Origin of the sequence: Actinomadura rifamycini DSM 43936, from assembly GCF_000425065.1 — a bacterium.
Classification (GTDB): Bacteria; Actinomycetota; Actinomycetes; order Streptosporangiales; family Streptosporangiaceae; genus Spirillospora; species Spirillospora rifamycini.
In genome coordinates this window covers 1-21,334 of the sequence record NZ_AULB01000027.1, presented here as the reverse complement: position 1 = coordinate 21,334, position 21,334 = coordinate 1, and the positions used below count along the sequence as shown (strand labels likewise).

Sequence of the window (21,334 nt, the reverse complement as noted above, 5' to 3'; positions counted from 1 at the left end):
TCGTTCCCCCGTCATGGCCTCACCGCAGTTTCGGGTCGAGGGCGTCGCGCGCGGCGTCGCCGAGCATCAGGAAGGCCAGCACGGTGGCCGACAGGAACACGGCGGGGAAGAGCAGCAGGTGCGGATGGGCGATGAAGGAGTCCTGCGCCTGGTTGAGCTGGAGCCCCCACGACACCTCCGGGTACTGCAGGCCGACGCCGAGGAAGTCCAGCGTCGCCTCCCCGGCGATCACGTTGCCGACGTTGAGGGTGGCGACGACGATCACGGGCGCGATCGCGTTCGGCAGCACGTGCCGCGCCATGATCCGGAGATCGGACGCGCCGAGCAGCCGCGCCGCCTGCACGTAGTCGGCGTCCCGGACGGCGATGACCTGCGCCCGCATGATGCGGATCATCGTCGTCCAGCCGAGCAGCACGAGCACGAGCGTCATCGCGCCGACGCCGTGCCCGGGGAACGCCACCAGGATCACGGTGGCGCCGAGCACGAACGGCAGCCCGAAGAACACGTCGGTGATCCGGGCGATGACGGCGTCCAGCAGGCCGCCGTAGTAGCCGGCGGCCATCCCGAACACCAGCGCGATCGCGAACGCGAACAGCGTGACCGCGACACCGATCAGCAGGGTCGGGCGGGCGCCGTGCACGACGTGCGCGTAGTAGTCGCAGCCCGCGCCGTCGGTGCCGAACCAGTGCTCCGCGGACGGGCCGAGCCGGGCGGCGTTCGGGTCGCAGCCCCGGTTCGCCTCGTGCCCGGTGAACAGCCCGGGGAACGCGGCCATCACCGCGACGACGGCGAGGATCGCCGCCGAACCCCAGAACACCCAGCGGCGCCGCAGGTCCCGCCACGCGTCGTCCCACAGGGAGGCCCGGCCGGCGTCGCCGCCCGGCGGGCCGCCGCCCGCCCCGGCGGCGACGGCCGCCGCGGTTCCCCCCGTGCCGACTCCTCCCGTCCCGACGCCCTGCGCACCGATCCCCTGCGCACCGATCCCCTGCGCGCCGATCCCCTGCGCGCCGGCACCCTTCGTGCCGACGTCCCGTTCGCCGGTCGTCACGGCCCCTCCTCTCGCGCGCTCACTCGTACCGGATCCTCGGGTCCAGGAGCCCGTAGAGCAGGTCCACGAGCAGGTTGACCGCCAGGAAGATCAGCACGAGGAGGGTGACCGCGCCGACCACGACCGGCCCCTCCTTGAGCTGGATCGACTGGAACACCTGCTGGCCGATGCCGGGCAGGTTGAAGATCCCCTCGGTGACGATCGCGCCGCCCATCAGCGCCCCGAAGTCGACGCCGAGGTAGGTCACCACGGGGATCAGCGAGTTGCGCAGGGTGTGCCGGCCGATCACCCGCGCCCGCGTGAGCCCCTTGGCGCCGGCCGTCCGCACGTAGTCGGCGCGCAGGTTCTCGGCGAGGCTCGTCCGGGTCAGCCGCGCGACGTACGACAGGCCGAACGAGCCGAGGATGATGCCGGGCAGCAGGTAGCTCATCGGCCAGCCGTCGTCGATGCCGGCCGTCGGGAAGATCTGCCAGTGCAGCCCGAACACGATCTGCGCGGTGTAGCCGAGCACGAACACCGGGACGGCGATGACCAGCGTCGTCCCGCCGAGGACGAGCGTGTCGGCGAGGCGGCCGCGGCGCAGCCCGGCCCACACGCCCAGCGCGATCCCGACGACCAGCTCGAAGATCCACGCGGTGAGGGCGAGCCGCGCGGTCACCGGCCAGCGCCCGGCGAGCATCTCCGACACGCTCTGCCCGGTGTAGTTCTCGCCCAGGTCGCCCTGCAGGAGCCCCCACATGTACTTGCCGTACTGGACGAGCAGCGGGTCGTTGAGGTTGTAGCGCTCGCGCAGGGTGTGCAGGACGTTCTCGGGGACGGGCTTGTCGCCCGCCAGGGCCTGGATCGGGTCGCCGGGCAGCGCGAACACCATCGCGTAGATGAGCAGCGTCGTGCCGAAGAAGACCGGGACGGCCTGGAGGATCCGCCGGAGCGTGTACCGCCACATCCGGTTACTCGACCGTCACCTGGTCGGCGAGCAGGCCGGTGGAGAAGGCGGTGACGGTGACGTTCCCGACGCGTTCGGAGCGGCCGCCCTGGCCCGTCCAGGTCCACAGCGGGATCATCGGCATCTCGCGGATCGCGATCTCCTCGGCGGCATGGTAGTGGCGCAGGGCCTCCTGCTCGTCGGCGGCGCGGTTGCCCTTCGCGATCAGCTCGTCGAACTCCTCGTTCTTCCAGCCCATCTTGTTGCCCGCCGAGCCCCACATGTTCTCGAGGTAGTTCTGGGGGTCGGGGTAGTCGGCCTCCCAGTTCTGCCGGTACGGGCCCTTTTCCTCGCGCGCGTTCAGCATCGAGAAGTACTCGGAGGCCGGCACCTCCCGGAACTGGATGTCCTGAATGCCGAGATTGTCACGAATGGAATTGGCGACGATCCGCATCCACTGCTCGTAGGTCGGCTGCGCGTTGGAGAAGTACAGTTCGAGCGTCCCGCTGAACCCGCCCGCCTCGTCGAACAGCTTCTTCGCCTTGGCCGGGTCGTAGGTGCACGGCTCGCCGCACGCGCCCTCGCGGTACCCCGGGATGATCGGCGGAAGCAGCGAGTCGGCGGGCGTGTAGGCCCCGTTGTAGACGGCCTTGTTGATCCCCTCGCGGTCGATGACCATCGAGAACGCCCGCCGCAGCTTGGGGTCGGCGAACCGCTCGTCGAACAGCGGGAAGCCGAGGTAGTCGATCGTGCCCATCTCGCGCGGCAGGAACCGGTCGCCGAGCACCCGCTTCGCCTCGGGCACCTTCGCCGCCGGGATCGTCTGCAGCACGTCGAGCCGCCCGGCCCGCAGGTCGGTGTAGGCGGTGTCGGCGCTGGAGTAGCTCTTCCAGGTCACGCCCTTGTTCTTCGGCTTGCGCGGCCCGGTGTACTTGGGGAACGGCACGAGCGCGATCTGCCGGTTGCGCTCCCAGTTCCCGCTCATCATGTACGGGCCGTTGCCGATGGGGTGCTCCTCGAACGCCTTCAGGTCGGCCAGCCCCGCCTTGGGCATCGGCGCGTACGCCGGGTAGGTCAGCAGGTGCGGGAACTGGCGGAACGGCTGGTTCAGCGTGACCTTGAGCGTCGCGGCGTCCACGACCTCCAGGCCGGACAGCGTCTTCTCCTCCGGCGTCGCGTTCTCGTCCTCGGGGTTCAGCTCCTCGTAGCCCTCGATGTAGGAGAAGTAGCTGTTCGCCCCGTACGCGTTCGGCCCGTACGCGCCGTTGTTCCAGGCGTCGGCGAAGCTCTGCGCGGTGACCGGCTCGCCGTTGTGGAACGTCAGCCCCGGCCGCACCTTGATCGTCCAGGTCCGCTGGTCCGCGGACTCGACCGACTCGGCGGCGAGCGGCACCGGCTTCCCCTCCGGGGTCAGCGTCATCAGGTTGTCGAACAACTCGCTGAGCACGTCGAAGGAGTAGCTGCTGGTCGTGTTCGCCGGCACCAGGTGGTCCGGCTCGGAATGGCCGACGACGAACGTGCCGTCGCCCGACGCCTCCGCGCCGCCGCAGGCCGCCAGGCCCAGCGAGGCCGCAAGCAGCACCGCGGCGAGCCCCGCGCCCGCTCGCCCGTTCGCACCCCTCTGACCGATCATGTCCCTCCTCGCCCCGCGCCGCCGCGGCACCGCACCGCACGCGCAGATTGCTCGCAGGTTCCACCCCAGGTAACGGCGTGCCTACGGGGCTGACGGAGTCGCAACCTGATCGAGACGTTCGGGGCGGCCGTTGACACAGGTCAAGGAGCGACGAAAATAAAGGTTTGTTACGGAATGAGGTGGCTGTGGCTACGGGGGACGACGGGGACGACGCCGGCGGCGCCGCCGCGCGGATCTGCGCCGATCTTGTCCGCATCGACACGACGAACCGCGGCGAGGGCGACGCCCGCCCGGAACGGCCCGCCGCCGAGCACGTCGCCGGGCTGCTGGACGGCGCGGGCGCCGACCCGGTGGTCGTCGAGTCGGCGCCCGGCCGCGCGAGCGTCCTCGCCCGCGTCCCCGGCACCGACCCGTCCGCGCCGCCGTTCCTGATCCACGGGCACCTGGACGTCGTCCCCGCCGACGCCGCCGAATGGACGGTCCCGCCGTTCGCCGGCGAGGTCCGCGACGGCTGCGTCTGGGGGCGCGGCACCATCGACATGAAGGGCACCCTGGCGATGACCCTCGCGGTCGTCGCGCGGCGGCTCCAGGAGGGGCGCCGCACCCGCGGCGACCTCCTCCTGGCCTTCCTCGCCGACGAGGAGTGCACCGGCGAGTACGGCTCCCGGTTCGTGGCCCGCGAGCACCGCGAGTTCTTCGCCGGCTGCACGGAGGCGATCAGCGAGTCCGGCGGGTACAGCGTCGAGGCGGGCGGCGCCCGCGTGTACCCGATCGCGACCGGCGAGCGCGGCACCGCGTGGATGCGGCTCACCGCGCGCGGGAAGGCCGGGCACGGCTCCAAGCCCGCGCCCGCCAACGCGGTCGCCGAGATCGCGCACGCGGTGTCCCGGATCGCCGCGCACCGCTGGCCGGTCCGCCTCACCCCGGGCGTCCGGGCGCTGCTGGACGGCCTCGCGGACGCGCTCGGCACGACGATCGACCACGACCGGCTCGACGCGGAGGCCGCGCGCCTCGGCGACGTCGGGCGGCTGTTCGCCGGGACGATCCGCAACTCGGCGAACCCGACCCGCCTCGACGCCGGCTACAAGGTCAACGTGGTGCCCGGCACCGCGACCGCGCACGTGGACGGCCGCTACCTCCCGGGCACCGGGGACGAGTTCCTCGCCACGATCGACCGGCTGCTGGGCCCGGCGGTCGCGCGCGAGTTCGTCAACTTCGAGGAGGCCCCGGCCGCGGACCCGGCGGGCCCGACGTTCGCCGCGCTGGCCGGGGCGCTGCGCGCCGAGGACCCCGGCGCCCGCCCGGTCCCCTACGTGATGGAGGGCGGCACGGACGCCAAGTCCTTCCACCGCATCGGCATCACCAGCTACGGGTTCGCGCCGCTGCGCCTCAGCCCGGACCTCGACTACCTCGGCATGTTCCACGGCGTGGACGAGCGCGTCCCGATCGACGGCCTGGCGTTCGGCACCCGGGTCCTGGACCGCTTCCTCGACACACGTTAGGGATCCGGGGGTAGGAACCGGGCGTGGACTTCTCGAACGCGGCCCGGGAGCTGTACGGGGTCGATCCCGACGAGTTCGTCGAGACGCGGACGCGGCTCGTCCGGGAGGCGAAGAAAGCGGGGGACGCGGCGCTCGCCAAGAGGATCGGCGGCCTGCGGCGCCCCACCGTGAGCGCGTGGGCGGTCAACCTGCTCGCCCGCGCGGCCGCCGGCGACCTCGGGCGCCTGCTGGACGTCGGGGACGAGCTGCGCGCGGCGTGGGGCGCGGGCGGCGGCGGGCTCGGCGAGCTCGAGGGGCGCCGGGCGCGGTCGGTCGACGGGCTGCTGCGGGAGGCGGAGTCGCTGGCGGCCGGGGCCGGGCATCCGCTGCGCGACCAGGCGCTGCGGGAGGTCGAGGACACCCTGCAGGCGGCGACGGTGGACGCCGAGGTCGCCGCGGAGGTCCGCGCGGGGACGCTCGCCCGCCCGCGCAGCCACACCGGTTTCGTCCCCGCGGGCTTCCCCGTGGCGCCCGAGGGCGGGGAGCCGCGCACCCGGCCGAAGAAGGAGAGGGAGGAGAAGGGCGGGAAGGCCGGGGCGAAGGAGAAGCCGGGGGAGGCCGGGAAGCCGCGCCGCCGGGCGGAGTCCGGCCGTCCGTCCGGGCGGGCGGCGGAGCGGGACGGGGCGGAGCGGGACAGGGCGGCGCGGGCGCGGCGGGCGGCGGCGCTGCGCGAGCGCGCCGCCGAGGCGGAGCGCGCGCTGGCCGAGCGGGAGGCGGAGGCGGCCTCCGCGCGGGACGCGGCCGACCGCGCGTCCGCCGAGGTCGGACGGCTCCGGCACGAGCTCGACCGGGCCGCCGCCGCGCGGGACGCCGCCGTCCGGAAGGCCGAGCGCGCCGGGCAGGCCCGGGACCGCGCGGACGACGCGGCCCGCCGGGCGCGGCGGAAGGCGGCCGACGCCGGAGGGGACGCGCGCGGACGGTGAAGTGTCAACCCCGATGAGAATCGGATATTCGGGATGAAGTAGCGTGCCCCCGAACGAGATTCGAGAAACAGGGGGCGCGCGGTGACGGCATCGGTAGTGGAGCAGCCGACGGACTGGACGGAACCGGGCGTCCATCCCGTGGCGCCCGGGGTGCACCGGATCCCGCTCGCCCTTCCCATCCCGTCGCTGCACTCCGTCAACGTCTACGTCATCGAGGACCCGGACGGCCTCGTCGTCGTCGACTCCGGCTTCGCGCTCCCCGACACGGCGACGCGGCTGAAGGACGCGCTGCGGAGCCTCGGGCACGGCCTGGACGACGTGGCGCAGTTCCTCGTCACGCACGCCCACTGGGACCACTACTCGCAGGCGCTCGTGCTCCGCAAGGAGTTCGGGACGCGCGTGCGGATCGGCCGCGGCGAGCGTCCGTCCATCGAGGCGTTCGGCCGGGAGAACGGCCCGCACTTCCGGCAGGTCGGGCTGCTGCGCCGGTGCGGCGCGGACGCCCTCGCCGACGAGATCGCCGGGCAGGAACGGCCCCCGCGCGACCCGGACTTCCCGTCCGTCGTGCCGGACTCCTGGCTGGACGACGGGGAGCGGATCGGGCTGACCGGCCGCGGCCTCGACGTGTTCGCCACGCCCGGCCACACCCGCGGCCACATCGTGCTGCGCGACGCCGCCGCCGGGCTGCTGTTCGCCGGCGACCACATCCTGCCGCACATCTCCCCGTCGATCGGGCTGGAGGGGGAGCCGGAGCCCAAGCCGCTGCGCAGCTACCTCGAGTCGCTGCGAATCGTCCGCGACATGCCCGACACGGTGCTGCTGCCCGCGCACGGCGCGGTCACGCCCAGCACCCACGCCCGCATCGATGAGCTGCTGGAGCACCACGCGCAGCGGCTCGACGCGGCGGCCGAGCAGGTCCGCGCCGGGCACGGAACGGCGTTCGAGGTGGCGAGCGCCATCCCGTGGACGCGCCGCCGCAAGGCCCTGGGCGACCTGGACGCCTTCAGCCGGATGCTCGCCGTCCTGGAGATCGACGCGCACCTGGACGTCCTCGTCGACCGGGGCGTCCTGGACGTCCACGAGGAGGGCGGCGTCCGCCGCTACGCCGCCCGCGGCTGACCCGCGCGCCGATCACGCCGCCCGCGGCTGGCGGGCCGGGTCGCGGCCGAGGTGCGCCAGCAGCCGCTCGTGCGGTCCGGCGCCCGGCGGAACGGGCACCGGCGGCGCGAACAGCCCGGCCCGGGTGTCGGCGGTGACCAGCCCGGACGCCAGGTGCAGCAGGCGCGCCGCGAGATCCGGCGGGATCGGGCGGGGCCGTCCGGCGGCCCACGCCGCGTCCCAGCCGTGGACCGCGATCTCGATGGCGCCCGTGCCCGCGACGACGCCGGCGTGCAGCGGGCACCCGCCGACCGCCACCGCGCGGTCCGCGACGGCGGCGTCCACCCAGACGTCCGCCCAAACGTCCGCGAGCCGGGCGGCGCCGTCCCGGAACGCCGCGACGGGATCGTCCGGCGGGGGCGCGCCGCCGTCCGGGCCCGCTTCGGGGAGCAGCCGCACGGCGCCGGTCGCGGCGGCCTCCGCCAGCGCGTCCAGCGAGTCGGCGGCATGCCGCAGCAGCATGTCCAGGTTCCACCCGGCGCACGGCGTCGGGCGGCCCAGCGCCGCGGCGGTCACGGGCGCGACCGCGTCCAGCGCGAACGCGATCGCCTCTTCCAGCAGAACCGCCGTGTCCACCCGTGCCTCCCGCCGCAGCGCCGTCCGTCCGACCGTTCCGACCGCGCGGGGCCCGGGAATTCACCGTCGCGGCGGCGATGAGTTCCGGCCGCGCGCCCGGTCCGTACGGGCGGTGGCGCCCGGCCGCCGGGCCCACGGGGGCGGCCCGGCGGCCCGCCGCAGGCGGCGGCCGATTACGCTGATCCTCCCTACCCCGGCGCCGAAGGAGCAGCGGCGATGACGCTCACCCCCGATACCACCGGCACGCCGCCGGAGACCGGCCCGTCCGGGCCCGCCGGTGCCTCCGGGTACGTCGAGGTCGGTTCCGCGGAGGAGCTGCGCGAGATGCTGGGCGCCCCGATGCGCCGTGCGATCGACAAGGAGCGCACCGCTCTGCACGCGTGGGACCGCGCGTGGCTGGCGCGGTCGCCGTTCTGCCTGATCTCCACCAGCGACGCCGCCGGGAACTGCGACGTCTCCCCCAAGGGCGACCCGCCCGGGTTCACCCGCGTGCTGGACGACACCACGATCGCGATCCCGGACCGCCCCGGGAACCGGCGCGCCGACGGGTTCCTCAACGTCCTGGAGAACCCGCACATCGGCCTGATCTACCTGGTGCCGGGCCGGGGCGAGACCCTGCGGATCAACGGCCGGGCGCGGCTGCTGCGGGACGCGCCGTTCTTCGACGACATGGTCGTGCGGGGCCATCGCCCGGCCCTCGCGCTGCTCGTGGAGATCGAGCAGATCTTCTTCCACTGCGCGAAGGCGCTGATGCGGTCGAAGCTGTGGCGTCCCGACACCTGGGAGCCGGACGCGCTGCCCTCGCACGCCCGGATCGTCAAGGACGTCCAGTACACCGAGAAGTCGCTGGAGGAGCTGGAGCGCCACTACACCCCGGAGCAGTACGAGCAGAAGCTCTACAAGTAATAAGGCGCCGGCCCGCGGCGCACGCGAACGAACGAACTTCGGCGGAGATTTCGCCACAAGCTCCCCAATTCCAGTGATCTCTCTTAAGGTGAGGCGTCGTGGAGCCGCAGATCCCCCGAGCACAGTCACCGCAAGCCGACTTCCCGTCCGCGGAGGCGTCCGGCACGCATCCGCCCCTGGAGGCACTGGCGAAGGTGCCGCTGCTGAACCGCGACTACGAGTCGCGGCCCGCCGCGTTCTACGAGCGGCTGCGCGCCGAGTACGGGCCGGTCGCGCCGGTGGACGTGCTGGGCGTGCCCGTGTGGCTGGTCATCGGCTACTCGCAGGTGCTGGACGTCCTGCGGGACGCCCGCGGCGTGTGGAGCCGGCGGGTCGACTCCTGGCGCGCGTACCGGGAGGGGCAGGTGCCCGCGGACTGGCCGATGCTGCCGGTGATGGAGTCCGACAGCTCCGGGTTCCGCGACGGCGCCGAGTCGACCCGGCTGCGCGGCGCGTGGAGCGAGGGGCTGCGGCCGTTCCAGGAACGCGGGCGCCCCCAGGCACGGGAGCTGGAGCGGGCCGTGCACGCCTACGCCGACGAGCTGATCACCGTCATCGCGGAGAGCGGCGGCCGGTCGGGCTGGGCCGACCTGTCCGCGCAGTACGCCCGCCCGCTGCCGCTGATGGTCACCGGACGGCTGATCGGCTTCCCCACCGACTCCGGCGCCGACGAGATGATCATGGATTTGTGGCGGGTGCTGGACGCGGGCCCGGACGCGCAGGAGGCGTCCGACCGGCTGATGGCGCGGGTCGCCGAGGTGTGCGAGGCGCGGGTGCGCGAGCCGCGCGAGGACCTGCCGTCCTACATGCTCGCCGCCGCGCCGGACCTGACGGCCGAGGAGCTCGCCCGGGAGATGGCGATGCTCACCGGGCTGTCGGGCGACATCACCGCGAACCTGATCTGCAACACCATCACGGAGGTGCTCATTGGGGAGACCGGCGCCCGCGACAGCCTCTCCGCCGGGATGATCAAGGAGGCGATCAACCGGGCGTCGATCGCGCACCCGCCCATGGCGAACCTGGCGTTCCGGTGGCCCCGGTCGGACGTGCGGCTCGGCCGGTTCCGGATCGCGGCCGGGGACCCGGTCATGGTGTCCCCCGCCGCCGCGCACCTCGACCCCGCGTTCACCGGCGGCGGCTCCCAGGACTCGGTCTACAGCTCCCGCGCGCACCTGGCCTGGAGCGCGGGCCCGCACGCCTGCCTCGGCCGCGACCTGGCCACCACGATCACGATGATCGCGGTGGAGCGGGCGTTCCACCGGTTCGCGTCGCTGGACCTGGCGCTGCCGCCCGACCAGCTCCCGTGGCGCTCGTCCCCGCTCATCCGGGGCCTGCGGTCGCTGCCGGTGAACTACACGCTCGCCGGGGACTTCGGGACGCGCCCGGAGGCCGCGGAGCAGCCGGCCGGGGAGGAGGCCGCCGCGGGCTCCGACGAGCCCGGGGCGACGTCGCTGGTGCGGCGCATCATGCGGCTGATGCGCCGCTCCTGACCCGGCCGCCCGGCCGGGTCAGCCGACGCCGGCCTCCTCGCGGATGCGCTTCCAGGCGGCCCGGACGTGCGCGTCGGCGGTGGCGGGGGCGCCGATCGCCATGCGCAGCAGCACCCGCCCGCCGACCTTGGTGTGCGTGAGGTACAGGTCGCCGGACGCGTTCAGCCGCTCCATCAGCGCCATCGTCTCGGCGTCCGCCGCGTCGCCGTCGAGGCCGTCCCAGCGCGGCCGGAAGCAGACCAGCCCGAACGGGTGCGGCTCCAGCAGCTCGAACGCGGGGTCGCCGGCGATCGCGGCGGCGAGGTCCTGCGCGAGCCGCACCCCGGTGCGGACGTGCTCGCGCAGCCCCTCCGCGCCGTACCAGCGGATCACCGACCACAGCTTGAGGGCGCGGAACCGGCGGCCGAGCGGCACCTGCCAGTCCCGGTAGTCGACGACGTCGCCGGACGCGCTGGCCCGGTTCCGCAGGTACTCGGGGAGGATCGACAGGGCGCCGAGGAGGGGTTCGCGGTCGGCGATCCACATGGTGTTGCAGTCGAAGTTGGTGAGCAGCCACTTGTGCGGGTTGGTGGAGTAGGAGTCGGCGTACTCGGCGAGCCCGTCGTTGATCCACCGGAACTCGGGGCAGACCGCCGCGACGCCCGCGTAGGCGGCGTCGACGTGCAGCCAGACGCCGTGCCGGCGGCACACCTCGCCGATGGCGCGCACCGGGTCGACCGCCGTGGTGGAGGTCGTCCCGACGGTGGCGCAGACCAGCACGGGGAGGGCCCCGGCCGCGGCGTCCTCGGCGAGCAGCGCGTCCAGGTGGGCGGGCTCCATGGCGAGGGTGCCGGGGTCGACGTCGACGACGCGGACGTTCGCCGCGCCGATCCCCGCCATCCGGGCGGCCTTCTCCAGGGACGAGTGCGTCTGCGAGCTGACGTAGACGGTGCGGCGGCCGGCGATGCCGTCGCGGCCGGACGCGCCGCCGTCGGCGCGGTGCATCGCGGCGAGGACGGCGACGAGGGCGGCGCCGGACGCCGAGTCCTGGATGACGCCGCCGCCGGGGCCGTCCGAGCGGAACCGGTCGGGCAGGTCGAGCAGTTCGGCGAGCCAGTCCAGGACCCGGGTCTCCAGCTCGGTGCAGGCGGGGCTCGTCGCCCACAGCATGCCCTGGACGCCGAGGCCGGCCGACAGCAGCTCGCCGAGCATGGCGGGGCCGCTGGCGTTGGCCGGGAAGTAGGCGTAGAAGTTCGGGTGCTGCCAGTGGGTGATCCCGGGCATCACGACGCGGTCCAGGTCGGCGAGGACGGCGTCGAACCCTTCGCCCTCCTCCGGCGGGTGCTCGGGCAGCCCCGCCAGGACCTCGCCGGGCAGCGCCCGCGACAGCACCGGGTAGGACTCGATCCGCTCCTGGTAGTCGGCGATCCAGTCGACCACCTGCCTGCCGTACCGGCGGAACTCCTCCGGCGTCATGTGCCCTGCCACCCTGAAACCTCCCCTGATCCGGCCATCGCGACCGCGCTCGCATCCTATGGGCGCGTAAGGGCCGGTAGCCGCATGTTTGGGCACGTCCGCCCGGGAACGATGTGATCGGTAAGCGCGCAGGGAGGACGAAAGAGAGGGCCGTCAACATGCCCGACAAGAGCGACAAGCACGGCGCGAAGCTCGACGACGAGATCGGCCGGGAGACCCAAGGCATGGTGCGCGGCGGCCATTCCACGCACGCGGAGGAGTTCAAGGAGACCGAGCCGACCTCCGACCAGGACACGTGGGAGCCGGCCGAGCGGGGCGGCGACGCCCGCGAGGGCTCCCCGCCCGGAATGAGCGCGTCCGACGTCGAGGACCGCAGCGCGCTGGCGCGGCTGCTCACCGGGGTCCGCTACCCGGCGCGGCCGAACGACCTGATCGCGCACGTGTCCGACGCGGGCGGCGACGACGCCGTCGGCGCGCTGGAGACGCTGCCCGACCGGGAGTACGAGAACCTGGCGGACGTCGCCGAGGAACTCGGCTACGGGCGGGAGGAGCGCCGCTACTGACCCCGTGAGCCCCGGCAGATCGCGCCCGCCGGCCCGGCGTCCGGGTCAGCGGGCGCGCTCGCGCAGCAGCGGGATCTGCCCGCCGGCCGCGACCAGCTCGCGCTGCCGGGCCGACAGCCGGTGCCGCGCCCGGTACGTCTCGCCCTTCGTGACGTTGCGGACCTCCACGTCCCCGCCCCCGCGCAGCGCCTCCCGGACGCCCCCGATCCGCAGCACGTCGCCCTGCCCGATCCGCCCGCGGTCGGCCTCGTCGGCGAACTCCAGCGGCAGGATCCCGAAGTTGACCAGGTTCTGCCAGTGGATCCGCGCGTACCCGCAGGCCAGGACCAGCCGCAGCCCCAGGTGGCGCGGCGCGATCGCGGCGTGCTCGCGGGACGACCCCTGCCCGTAGTTGCGGCCCGCGACGACGGCGTGCGCCCCGGCCCGCCGCGCCCGTCCGGGGTAACCCTCGTCGAGCCGGACGAACGCGAAGTCGGCGAGCCGCGCGATGTCGCTGCGGAACGGCAGCGCCCGCGCGCCCGCCTGGAGGATCTCGTCGGTCGACACGTCGTCCCCGACGGTGATCACGACGGGGACCTCCAGGTCGTCCGGGAGCGGGTCGAGGTCGGGCAGCGCCCCGATGCTGGGGGCCTTGTCGAGCGGGACGGCGCGGGCCCGCCGGGGCGGGAGCGGCGCCTCGAACTCGTCCCGGACGGACGCCGCGACCGCGGGGAGCCGCACCCGCGGCGGGTCCATCGGCAGGTCGCGGGGATCGGTGATCCGCCCGGTGAGCGCGGCGGCCGCGGCCGTCTCGGGCGAGCACAGCCACACCCGGTCGTCCTCCGTCCCGGACCGGCCGGGGAAGTTCCGCGGGAACGTCCGCAGGCTGTTGCGGCCGACCGCGGGGGCCTGCCCCATGCCGATGCAGCCGAGGCACCCGGCCTGGTGGATCCGCGCGCCCGCCCGCAGCAGGTCGGCGACGGCGCCCGTCCGGGTGAGGTCGAGCAGGAGCTGCCGGGACGTCGGGTTCACGTCGAGCGACACGCCCGCGTGCACCCGCCGGCCCCGAACGATCGCCGCGACGGCCGCGAAGTCCCGCGGGCCCGGGTTCGCCGACGAGCCGACGACGACCTGGTGCACGTCCTCCCCCGCGACCTCCCGCACCGGCACCACGTCCCCCGGCGAGCCCGGCCGCGCGATCAGCGGCTCCAGCGCCGCCAGGTCGATCTCGTCCGCGACGTCGTACGCGGCGCCCGCGTCGGCGACGATCTCGGTGAAGTCGCCCTCGCGGCCCTGCGCGCGCAGGAACTCCCGCACCCGCCCGTCCGCCGGGAACACCGTCGTCGTCGCGCCCAGCTCGGCGCCCATGTTCGCGATGACGTGCCGGTCCATCGCGGTCAGCGACGCCAGGCCCGGCCCGTGGTACTCGATGATCCGGCCGACGCCGCCGCGCACGCCGTGCCGCCGCAGCATCTCCAGGATCACGTCCTTCGCGCTCACCCACGGCGGCGTCTCCCCGGTCAGCCGGACGCCCCAGATCTCCGGCATCGTGACGTACAGCGGCTCCCCCGCCATCGCCATCGCCGTCTCCAGCCCGCCGGTGCCGACCGCGAGCATCCCGAGCGACCCGGCGGCGCAGGTGTGCGAGTCCGAACCCGCCAGCGTCGCGCCCGGAACCCCGAACCGCTGCATGTGCGTCGGATGCGACACGCCGTTGCCCGCCCCCGAATACCAGAGGCCGAACCGCCGGCACGCCGACCGCAGGAACAGGTGGTCGGCCATGTTCCGCTCGTCGGCCTGCAGCAGGTTGTGGTCGACGTACTGCACCGACACGTCCGTCCGGACCCGGTCCAGAGCGAGCGCCTCCAGTTCGAGCATCACCATCGTGCCGGTCGCGTCCTGGGTGAGGGTCTGGTCGACCCGCAGCCCGATCTCGGCGCCCGGCACCGCCTCCCCGCTCACCAGGTGCGCGGCGATCAGCTTGCGCGCCACCCCGTCCCGCATGCTCAGCGCCTCCTCTCCTCGGTCGCCGCGACCCGCTCGGCCGCGTGCTCGGCGGGCGGCCCGCACCAGTGCGCGAGCGCCGCGCGGATCGCGTCCGCCCGCCGGTCCGGCGCCGTCTCGTCGGACGCCCACGCGATGTACCCGTCCGGGCGGACCAGCACGGTGCTGCGGGTCGGCCCGCCCGCGACGGCGTGCCGCACCCGCCCGTCCCACCGCCGCGACAGGTAGCCGACCGCCGGGTCGTTCACCGCCGCCACCAGGACGAACCGTCCGTCACCGAGCAGGTCGTGCAGCCGCCCGCCGCCGGACAGCCGGACGTCGGGGGCGCGGCGCCCGGTCAGCCGGTGCGCGCCGCGCGGCGCGGGGTAGGCGATGCCGATGCCCGACACCGCCCCCGCGGCCCGCCGCGCGATCGGCCGGACCGCCGTCGCGGCCCGCAACCCGGCGTTCCGCAGCCGCCGCTGCCACCGCTTCTCGGCGAGGGCCGCGCGCAGCAACCCGCCGCTGCCCGCCAGGACCCGCCGCCCCACCGGGTGCCGCTCGGCGTGGTAGCCGTCCAGCAGCCACGGCGGCGCCCAGCCGCGCAGGTCCGCGGCGAGCCGCCAGGACAGGTTCGCCGCGTCCTGGAGCCCGGTGTTCATGCCCTGCCCGCCCGCCGGCGAGTGGACGTGCGCGGCGTCGCCCGCGAGGAACACCCGCCCCACCCGGTACCGCGGCACCTGCCGCTCGTCGCTGTGGAACCGGGACGTCCACCGCGGGTCCCGCATGCCGTGGTCGGTGCCGAGGGCGCGGCGCGCCACGTCCCGCAGCTCGTCGAAGTCGACCGGCTCGGAGTCGGCGGCCCGGCGCGCCCGGTTCCACCCGATCACCCGGTACCAGCCGTCGCCGAACGGCGCCAGGAACGCGAACGCGTCGCCCGTCCCGCCGACGGTCAGCACGTCCCGCGGCGGGTCGTCGAGCCGGACGTCGGCGAGCATGACCGACCGCACCGCGGACCGGCCCGGGAACGGCAGCCCGAGCGCCTCCCGGACCGTGCTGCCGACCCCGTCGGCCCCGACGACGTACGCCGCGCGGCGCGTCTCCACGGCCCCGTCGCCGTCCCCGTCCGCCCGGCGGACCCGGACGTCCACGCCCGTCCCGTCCTGGCGCAGGCCGGTCACCTCCGCGCCGCGGACGATGTCCGCGCCGGCGGCCAGCGCCCGCTCCCGCAGCACCCGCTCGGTCTCGTACTGCGGCGTGACCAGCACGTACGGGAACCGGCCGGGCAGCCGCCCGAGGTCGAGCCGCGCACCGCCCGGCAGCCGCAGCTCCCGCACGCGCGCCCCGGTCGCGGCCAGCTCGGCGGCGACGCCGCGCGCGTCCAGCTGCTCGAGGGTGCGGGCGTGCACGGCGAACGCGCGGGTGAGGTGGTCCTCCTCCTCCCGGCGCCGTTCCAGCACGGTGCAGCCGATCCCGGCGGCGGCCAGATCCCCCGCCAGCAGGAGCCCGGTCGGCCCCGCCCCCACGACGATCACGGTTCCGGTCGGCGGTCCGATGGGCGGCATCGCGTCTCCTCTCGCTCGACGGCGGAGACCTCATCCAACGGACCCTTCCCCGGATCGCCCGGCCCTCACGCGGCGGCGGCCCCTAACCGGCGGATCGGGCGTTGCGGAGCAGGATCGAGACGGCCCCGACGGTCGCGTAGCCGCGCCACTCCAGTTCGGCGGCGGGCGAGTAGCTCGCGAAGTCCACCCGCCAGCCGCCGTCGTCCCGCTGTCCCCCGGCGAGCCTGCGCAGCTCCGCGTCGATAACCTCCGGGGCGAACAGGGCGCGGACGGGACGGTCCGGGTACGGCGCGAAGTCGAGCGGCCGCATCATCTCGTCCTCCAGCCCGCCCTGCACATGGACCATGCCGGACGCCGGGACGTGCCTCCCCAGGATCTCCAGCAGCTCCGCGTCCTCCGCGGCGTCGGCCAGCGCCAGCGCGAACGCCAGTTCCAGCGCGTGCGGCTCGGCGACGGCGAGGGCGGCGTCCCGGCAGAAACGGACGGCACGGTCCAGCCACGGGTGCGCCGCGACCTCCGGGTCGTGCGCGGCGACGCGCAGCGCCGTCGCCGCCACGATCGCGGTGATCTGCAGCGACGGGACGTCCGGGTCGGCGGACGCCCAGAACGGCGCGCAGCCCGCCGGGTCGGGCACGGGCAGCGCGAACGGCAGGCCGCCGGCCGGCAGCGTCACCGACTCCAGCCAGTCGCACAGCGCGACCGCCTCCGGCGCGGTCTCGGGCGCCAGCGCCTCGAACACCTCGAAGGCGTGCAGGGCGGCCCCGGGCTGGCTCGTCCGGGACCGCAGGTCCGGCTCCAGGCCCCGCCCGTAGCCGCCGTCGGGGTTCCGGTACGCGTTGAGCGCCGCCAACAGCGCCTCCCGGTCGCCGCCGCCGGTCAGCAGCTCGAACCGGCGCCGGTCCAGCGGGCGGGCGTGCATGGCCATGAAGTCGGACGCGCGGCCGAGGTCGATGCCGTCTATATCGATGTCCATGGCACCAGCCTCGCCTCGGCGGGCCCCGGCGGTCTTGTACGTTCCGGTCATCGCCGGGTAAGGAACCGTTCGCCCCGTGCCCGGCGCCCGCGCCGGAAAACCTGGTGCCGTCCATACCGCCCGCCGCCTAGCCTGACCGTCATGGACGTCACCTTCCAGCGGACGGGCCGGCGCCGCTACGCGACGATCGTCGCCGTGCCCGGGCGGCCGCCCCGCCGGATGGACCCGGCCCCCGGATACGACGACCACATCCCCCACGACCTCGTCCACTACCTCGCCGAGGCCGAGCTGGGCTTGGCGAACGGCGTGTTCGGGCGCGCGGCCGCGGGCGGCGGGGGCTTCATCGAGACCGTGGACAGGCCCGGCGACCGGCGCGCCCGGGCCCGGGCGCAGCGCAGGCTGAAGAAGCGCGAGGCGTCCCTCGGGCGGGCCGACACCGGCGACATGGCGCTCTCCGAGGAGCTCGCCGGGCTGACCGCGCTCGCCTGGTGGCGGCGCGCCGGCGCCGAGCGGCCCGCATGGGCGGAACACGTGGCGATCCCGGCCGAGCGCACCGCCGCCGTCGACCGGATCCTCGGCCGCCTCGACGAGGCCGCGCGGCTCTGGCACGGCCTCCCCGTCGGCGGCTCCGTCACCTACACGTGGCCGGGCACGCGCCCGTCCGTCGACGCGGGCGCGTCCGTCCGCCGCTAGGTCAGACCGTCACGGACCGGAGCGCGAGGCCCAGGTCGCGGAACTGCTCGACCGGCCGGTGGTACCCGCGCTCGATGTGGTGCACGCCCCGCAGCGTCGAGGGTCCCTCCGCCACCGCCGCCGCCAGCACCGCCGAGAACCCGGCGCGGATGTCGGGCATCGTCACGTCGCCGCCGCGCAGCTTCGTCACGCCCCGCACGACCGCCGAGTGCTGCGCCGCCGTGTCGTGGTACCGGCACGCCGGGCCGCCCAGGCAGGTGTCGTACACCTCGATCTCCGCCCCCATGCTCTGCAGCGCCGGAACGTACGCGAGCCGGTTCTCGTACACGGTCTCGTGCAGCACCGACATGCCGTCCGCCTGCGTGAACAGCACCATCAGCGGCGTCTGCCAGTCGGTGGCGAACCCCGGGTGCGTGTCCGTCTGCACCGCCGCCGGGCGCAGCCCGTCCGGCGCCGACGCCATGATCCACTCGTCGGTGATGTCGAACTTCGCGCCCATCCGCGTCAGCGTGGTGATCGCGGTGACGAGCCGGTCCTGCGGGCACCCGTGCACCCGCACCTCGCCCCGGGTGACCAGCCCCGCCACCAGGTAGGAGAACGCCTCGATGCGGTCCCCGCCCAGGCGGGTCTGCGCGCCGCCCAGCCGATCGACGCCCTCCACCACGATCCGCCGGTCGGGCGCGAACGAGATCCGCGCGCCCATCCGCTGCAGGAACAGCGCCAGCTCGATGATCTCCGGTTCCGTCGCCGCGTTGCGGATCACCGTCTTGCCCTCGGCCCGCACCGCCGCCAGCAGCACGGTCTCGGTCGCGCCGACGCTCGGGTACGGCAGGTCCACCCGCGTCCCGACGAGCCGCGACGCCCGCGCGTGGATCCCGTCCGCCGCGTGCGTCACCTCCGCACCGAACGCGCGCAGGGCCTCCACGTGGAAGTCGACGGGTCGGCGCCCGATCGGGTCCCCGCCGACCAGCGGGACGAACGCCTCGCCCGCCAGATGCAGCAGCGGCCCCAGCATCAGGATCGGAATGCGGTTCAACCCCGTGAACGCCTTGCCCACGCTCGGGTCGGCCACGGCGCCCGGCGCGACCGTGACCTCGTCACCGGACCGCTCCACCGCCATCCCGACGTGCTCCAGCATCCCGGCCGTGATCCCGACCTCGCCGACGTCCGGCGCGTTGCCGATCGTGCTCGGCCCGTCGCCCAGCATCGCCGCCACCATGTGCTTGCTGACGGCGTTCTTCGCACCCCGTACCGTCACGTCGCCGCGCAGCGGCCCCGACGGCTCGATCTCCCACAGCTTCTCAGTCACCACAGCAGCCTACGGCCGGACGCACGCGCCCGCGCCTCGTCCGCGACGGTGCCCTCGCCGTCCGGTGACGTCCGGTACAGGCCACCCCGACGCGCGGAGTGGCGGCCGCGGGACGCGGCGCGCCATGCTCGGTACGGCCATGGCAGCGGATCCGCGGAGGCGACGCATGGGCGTCCGGTTCAGCCTGTACGAGCACGGGAGCCGGCACGACCCGTACCCCGTGTACGCGCGGCTGCGCGAGGAGGCGCCGGTCTTCCGCAGCGACGAGGAGGACTTCTGGGCGCTGTCCCGGCACGCCGACGTCGTCGCCGCCTTCCGGGACCACGAACGGTTCTCCAACGCCAACGGCATCCTGCTCGAGCCGTCCGTGTGGGGCCCGGACGCGCACCGGCACGCGTCCTTCCTGGCGATGGACCCGCCGGACCACACCCGCATGCGGGGCCTCGTGTCGCGGGCGTTCACGCCGCGCCGCGTCGCCGAACTGGAGCCCCGCATCCGGGAGATCGCCCGCGGGCACCTGGACCGGGCTCTGCAGCACGACTCGTTCGACCTGGTGGCCGACTACGCGGCGCTCCTGCCGATGGACGTCATCTCCGAACTCGCCGGGGTGTCCGAGGCGGACCGCTCCCGACTGCGGCATTTCGCCGACCAGATCGTCCGGCACGAGGACGGCGTCCGGGACCTCAGCCCCGCCGGCGTCGACGCGATCTTCGCGCTGGGCGGCTACTTCGGCGACCTCGTCGCCGAACGGCGCCGCGACCGCCGCGACGACCTGGCGTCCGCCCTGGTGGAGGCCGCCGACGGCGACGACCGGCTCACCGACGCCGAGATCCTCGGCGTCCTGTTCATCCTGGTCGCCGCGGGCAACGAGACGACCACGAACCTCATCTCCAACGCCTGGCACTGCGCCCGCGCCCACCTCGACCAGCCCGCGGACGCGTTCGGCCGCGTCGGCGACTGGATCGAGGAGACCCTCCGCTTCGAACCGGCGTCCCAGGGCGACGCACGCACGGTCGTCCGTGACGTCGAGCTGCACGGGACGACCATGCCCGCCGGGTCCCGGCTGCTGCTGCTGATCGGCGCCGCCAACCGCGATCCCCGCGCCTTCGCCGACCCGGACCGGTTCGACCTCGACCGCGACACCCGAACGAAGATCAGCTTCGGTTCGGGGCGGCACCACTGCATCGGCGCGCACCTCGCCCGCCTCGAGGCCAGGATCGCCCTCGAGGAGTTGACCGCGCGCATCACCGACTACGACGTCGACGAGGACGCCGCGGCGCGCATCCCGTCCCCGTACGTCCGCGGTTTCCGGACGCTGCCGACCACGGTCGTGCGCCGCTGAGCCGTCAGCGTTTCCGGCCCACCGCGCCCAGGAAGTGCGTCCGCTCCGGTTCCGCCGCGGCTTCCTCCGTCCTCCACTGGGGTACCCACACGACACCCGGCTCGACGATGTCGGTCCCAGTGAAGAACCGCTCCACCGTCCGGGGGTTCCGCGAGTGGATCGCGGAGGTCGAACGCCGGTACACGCCCTGCGCGTGCTCGGACGTCCCGTCCGCCATCCCTCCCTCGTACCCGTGGGAGATCGCCAGGTGGCTCCCCGGCGGCAGCCGCTCCATGAGCCGCGCCACGAGGTCGAACGGGTTCTCCTCGTCCCCGATGAAGTGCAGGATCGCGATGAGCAGGACCCCGACCGGTTCGTCCAGGTCGATCAGCTCGTTCAGGCGCGGTTCGGCGAGGATCTCCTCGGGGCGCCGCAGGTCTCCCCGCACGACGGCGACGTCCGAGTTCGCCTCGAGCAGGGCCCGCCCGTGCACGAGCACCACCGGGTCGTTGTCGACGTAGACGATCCGCGATTCGGGCCGGATCTCCTGCGCCACCTCGTGCACGTTGCCCTGTGTCGGCAACCCGGCACCCACATCGAGGAACTGGCGGATACCCGCCTCGGCCATGAACCGGACGGCGCGCCGCAGGAACGCCCGGTTCGCCAGAGCCGCCGCGGGCGCCTCCGGTACCGCCTTCATGATCTCCTCGGCGGCCTGCCGGTCGACGGCGTAGTTGTCCTTGCCGCCGAGGAAGTAGTCGTAAATACGCGCCGGCGTCGCCACCGTGGTGTCGATTCCGCCCGGGCCGGTCCCCGTCGCCTCGCGCTCCCGAATCTCCTCAGTCACACCCGCAGCCTAGGAGATCACCCTGCACGGATTCCATTGTCCGCACCCTCGCGAGAGGAGCGCTCCCACCGCACAGAACACCCTTATCGCAGGTCAGCGACGAGCGATACGAGCCTCAGGAAGCCGGTAGCCCCCGTTTCCCTCGAAAGCATCACACCAAAAGCGTCCGATTACTTTTGAGGGAATCACCGGCAGCTAAAGGTGCCGGCCCGCCCCGCATGACCGTATCCCGCTTTCAAGGAAAACCGGAACTCGCCGGCAGGCACCGTGACGGCACGGCCGCGCCCCCCGAGCCGCTCCCCCAAATGAGAAAGGCCCCGCCGTAAACGGCGGGGCCTCCCCACAAAAAATGTCCGGCGGCGTCCTACTCTCCCACACAGTCTCCCATGCAGTACCATCGGCGCTGA

At 74.3% G+C, this 21,334-nt stretch carries 18 protein-coding genes; 8 read left to right on the top strand and 10 right to left on the bottom strand.

Annotated features, from left to right (window positions below; all coding sequences use genetic code 11):
• Window positions 1-19 precede the first annotated feature (19 nt).
• Genes H505_RS44155 through H505_RS44150 form a run of 3 tightly spaced genes read right to left on the bottom strand, consistent with a single transcriptional unit; the run spans window position 20 to window position 3,606 of the window.
• Window positions 20-1,048, bottom strand: coding sequence for an ABC transporter permease (locus tag H505_RS44155; RefSeq protein WP_233617878.1), 1,029 nt, complete (start codon window positions 1,046-1,048; stop codon window positions 20-22).
• Window positions 1,049-1,067: 19 nt separating this feature from the next.
• The gene (locus H505_RS0124750; protein ID WP_026404129.1) at window positions 1,068-1,994 is read right to left on the bottom strand and encodes an ABC transporter permease; all 927 of its coding nucleotides are present in this window, start codon (window positions 1,992-1,994) and stop codon (window positions 1,068-1,070) included.
• A 4-nt stretch (window positions 1,995-1,998) separates the two neighbouring features.
• Window positions 1,999-3,606, bottom strand: a complete 1,608-nt coding sequence (locus H505_RS44150; RefSeq protein ID WP_051301122.1) for a peptide ABC transporter substrate-binding protein — start codon at window positions 3,604-3,606, stop codon at window positions 1,999-2,001.
• A 185-nt stretch (window positions 3,607-3,791) separates the two neighbouring features.
• Between H505_RS44150 and H505_RS0124740 the strand changes: the two genes are divergently transcribed.
• The 3 genes from H505_RS0124740 to H505_RS0124730 all read left to right on the top strand — a co-directional run bounded on the left by H505_RS0124740 (window position 3,792) and on the right by H505_RS0124730 (window position 7,189).
• The gene (locus H505_RS0124740) at window positions 3,792-5,108 is read left to right on the top strand and encodes a M20/M25/M40 family metallo-hydrolase (RefSeq protein ID WP_157433114.1); all 1,317 of its coding nucleotides are present in this window, start codon (window positions 3,792-3,794) and stop codon (window positions 5,106-5,108) included.
• Between the two features lie 23 nt (window positions 5,109-5,131).
• On the top strand, window positions 5,132-6,070 hold the full coding sequence (locus H505_RS0124735; protein WP_026404127.1) for a hypothetical protein: 939 nt from the start codon (window positions 5,132-5,134) through the stop codon (window positions 6,068-6,070).
• Window positions 6,071-6,151: 81 nt separating this feature from the next.
• On the top strand, window positions 6,152-7,189 hold the full coding sequence (locus H505_RS0124730; RefSeq protein WP_026404126.1) for an MBL fold metallo-hydrolase: 1,038 nt from the start codon (window positions 6,152-6,154) through the stop codon (window positions 7,187-7,189).
• Between the two features lie 12 nt (window positions 7,190-7,201).
• Here H505_RS0124730 and H505_RS44145 read toward each other — a convergent pair whose 3' ends face one another.
• On the bottom strand, window positions 7,202-7,804 hold the full coding sequence (locus H505_RS44145; protein WP_051301120.1) for a TIGR03086 family metal-binding protein: 603 nt from the start codon (window positions 7,802-7,804) through the stop codon (window positions 7,202-7,204).
• A 216-nt stretch (window positions 7,805-8,020) separates the two neighbouring features.
• Here H505_RS44145 and H505_RS0124720 point away from each other — a divergent pair, with 216 nt between their 5' ends.
• Entirely contained in the window at window positions 8,021-8,710 is a 690-nt protein-coding gene (locus H505_RS0124720; protein ID WP_084550759.1) for a pyridoxamine 5'-phosphate oxidase family protein, read from the top strand.
• Window positions 8,711-8,808: 98 nt separating this feature from the next.
• Window positions 8,809-10,239 (top strand): cytochrome P450 family protein, encoded by a 1,431-nt coding sequence (locus tag H505_RS0124715; protein WP_125619087.1) that lies wholly within the window; start codon window positions 8,809-8,811, stop codon window positions 10,237-10,239.
• An 18-nt stretch (window positions 10,240-10,257) separates the two neighbouring features.
• Here H505_RS0124715 and H505_RS0124710 read toward each other — a convergent pair whose 3' ends face one another.
• Window positions 10,258-11,706 carry an aminotransferase class I/II-fold pyridoxal phosphate-dependent enzyme gene (locus H505_RS0124710; RefSeq protein ID WP_245592624.1) on the bottom strand — a complete coding sequence of 483 codons (1,449 nt, stop codon included), beginning with the start codon at window positions 11,704-11,706 and terminating at the stop codon, window positions 10,258-10,260.
• Window positions 11,707-11,852: 146 nt separating this feature from the next.
• Here H505_RS0124710 and H505_RS0124705 point away from each other — a divergent pair, with 146 nt between their 5' ends.
• The gene (locus tag H505_RS0124705; RefSeq protein WP_026404122.1) at window positions 11,853-12,257 is read left to right on the top strand and encodes a DUF2795 domain-containing protein; all 405 of its coding nucleotides are present in this window, start codon (window positions 11,853-11,855) and stop codon (window positions 12,255-12,257) included.
• 45 nt (window positions 12,258-12,302) lie between these two features.
• On the opposite strand, the gene H505_RS0124700 is transcribed toward H505_RS0124705, so the two are convergent.
• From H505_RS0124700 to H505_RS0124690, 3 genes are all read right to left on the bottom strand, one after another.
• Complete coding sequence (locus tag H505_RS0124700) at window positions 12,303-14,240, bottom strand: aconitate hydratase (RefSeq protein ID WP_026404121.1); 1,938 nt, start codon at window positions 14,238-14,240, stop codon at window positions 12,303-12,305.
• 2 nt (window positions 14,241-14,242) lie between these two features.
• Window positions 14,243-15,784, bottom strand: a complete 1,542-nt coding sequence (locus H505_RS44140; RefSeq protein ID WP_051301119.1) for an FAD-dependent monooxygenase — start codon at window positions 15,782-15,784, stop codon at window positions 14,243-14,245.
• Window positions 15,785-15,866: 82 nt separating this feature from the next.
• A complete protein-coding gene (locus tag H505_RS0124690) occupies window positions 15,867-16,757 on the bottom strand; it encodes a hypothetical protein (protein WP_026404120.1) in 891 nt (296 codons plus the stop codon).
• A 141-nt stretch (window positions 16,758-16,898) separates the two neighbouring features.
• Between H505_RS0124690 and H505_RS44135 the strand changes: the two genes are divergently transcribed.
• The gene (locus tag H505_RS44135; RefSeq protein WP_051301118.1) at window positions 16,899-17,450 is read left to right on the top strand and encodes a hypothetical protein; all 552 of its coding nucleotides are present in this window, start codon (window positions 16,899-16,901) and stop codon (window positions 17,448-17,450) included.
• A 1-nt stretch (window position 17,451) separates the two neighbouring features.
• On the opposite strand, the gene murA is transcribed toward H505_RS44135, so the two are convergent.
• Window positions 17,452-18,759: a UDP-N-acetylglucosamine 1-carboxyvinyltransferase gene (murA, locus tag H505_RS0124680; RefSeq protein ID WP_026404119.1), complete on the bottom strand. Its 1,308-nt coding sequence runs from the start codon at window positions 18,757-18,759 to the stop codon at window positions 17,452-17,454.
• A gap of 166 nt (window positions 18,760-18,925) precedes the next feature.
• Here murA and H505_RS0124675 point away from each other — a divergent pair, with 166 nt between their 5' ends.
• On the top strand, window positions 18,926-20,101 hold the full coding sequence (locus tag H505_RS0124675; protein WP_026404118.1) for a cytochrome P450: 1,176 nt from the start codon (window positions 18,926-18,928) through the stop codon (window positions 20,099-20,101).
• 4 nt (window positions 20,102-20,105) lie between these two features.
• Here H505_RS0124675 and H505_RS0124670 read toward each other — a convergent pair whose 3' ends face one another.
• Window positions 20,106-20,927, bottom strand: coding sequence for an SAM-dependent methyltransferase (locus H505_RS0124670; RefSeq protein WP_245592623.1), 822 nt, complete (start codon window positions 20,925-20,927; stop codon window positions 20,106-20,108).
• Window positions 20,928-21,334: the final 407 nt, after the last annotated feature.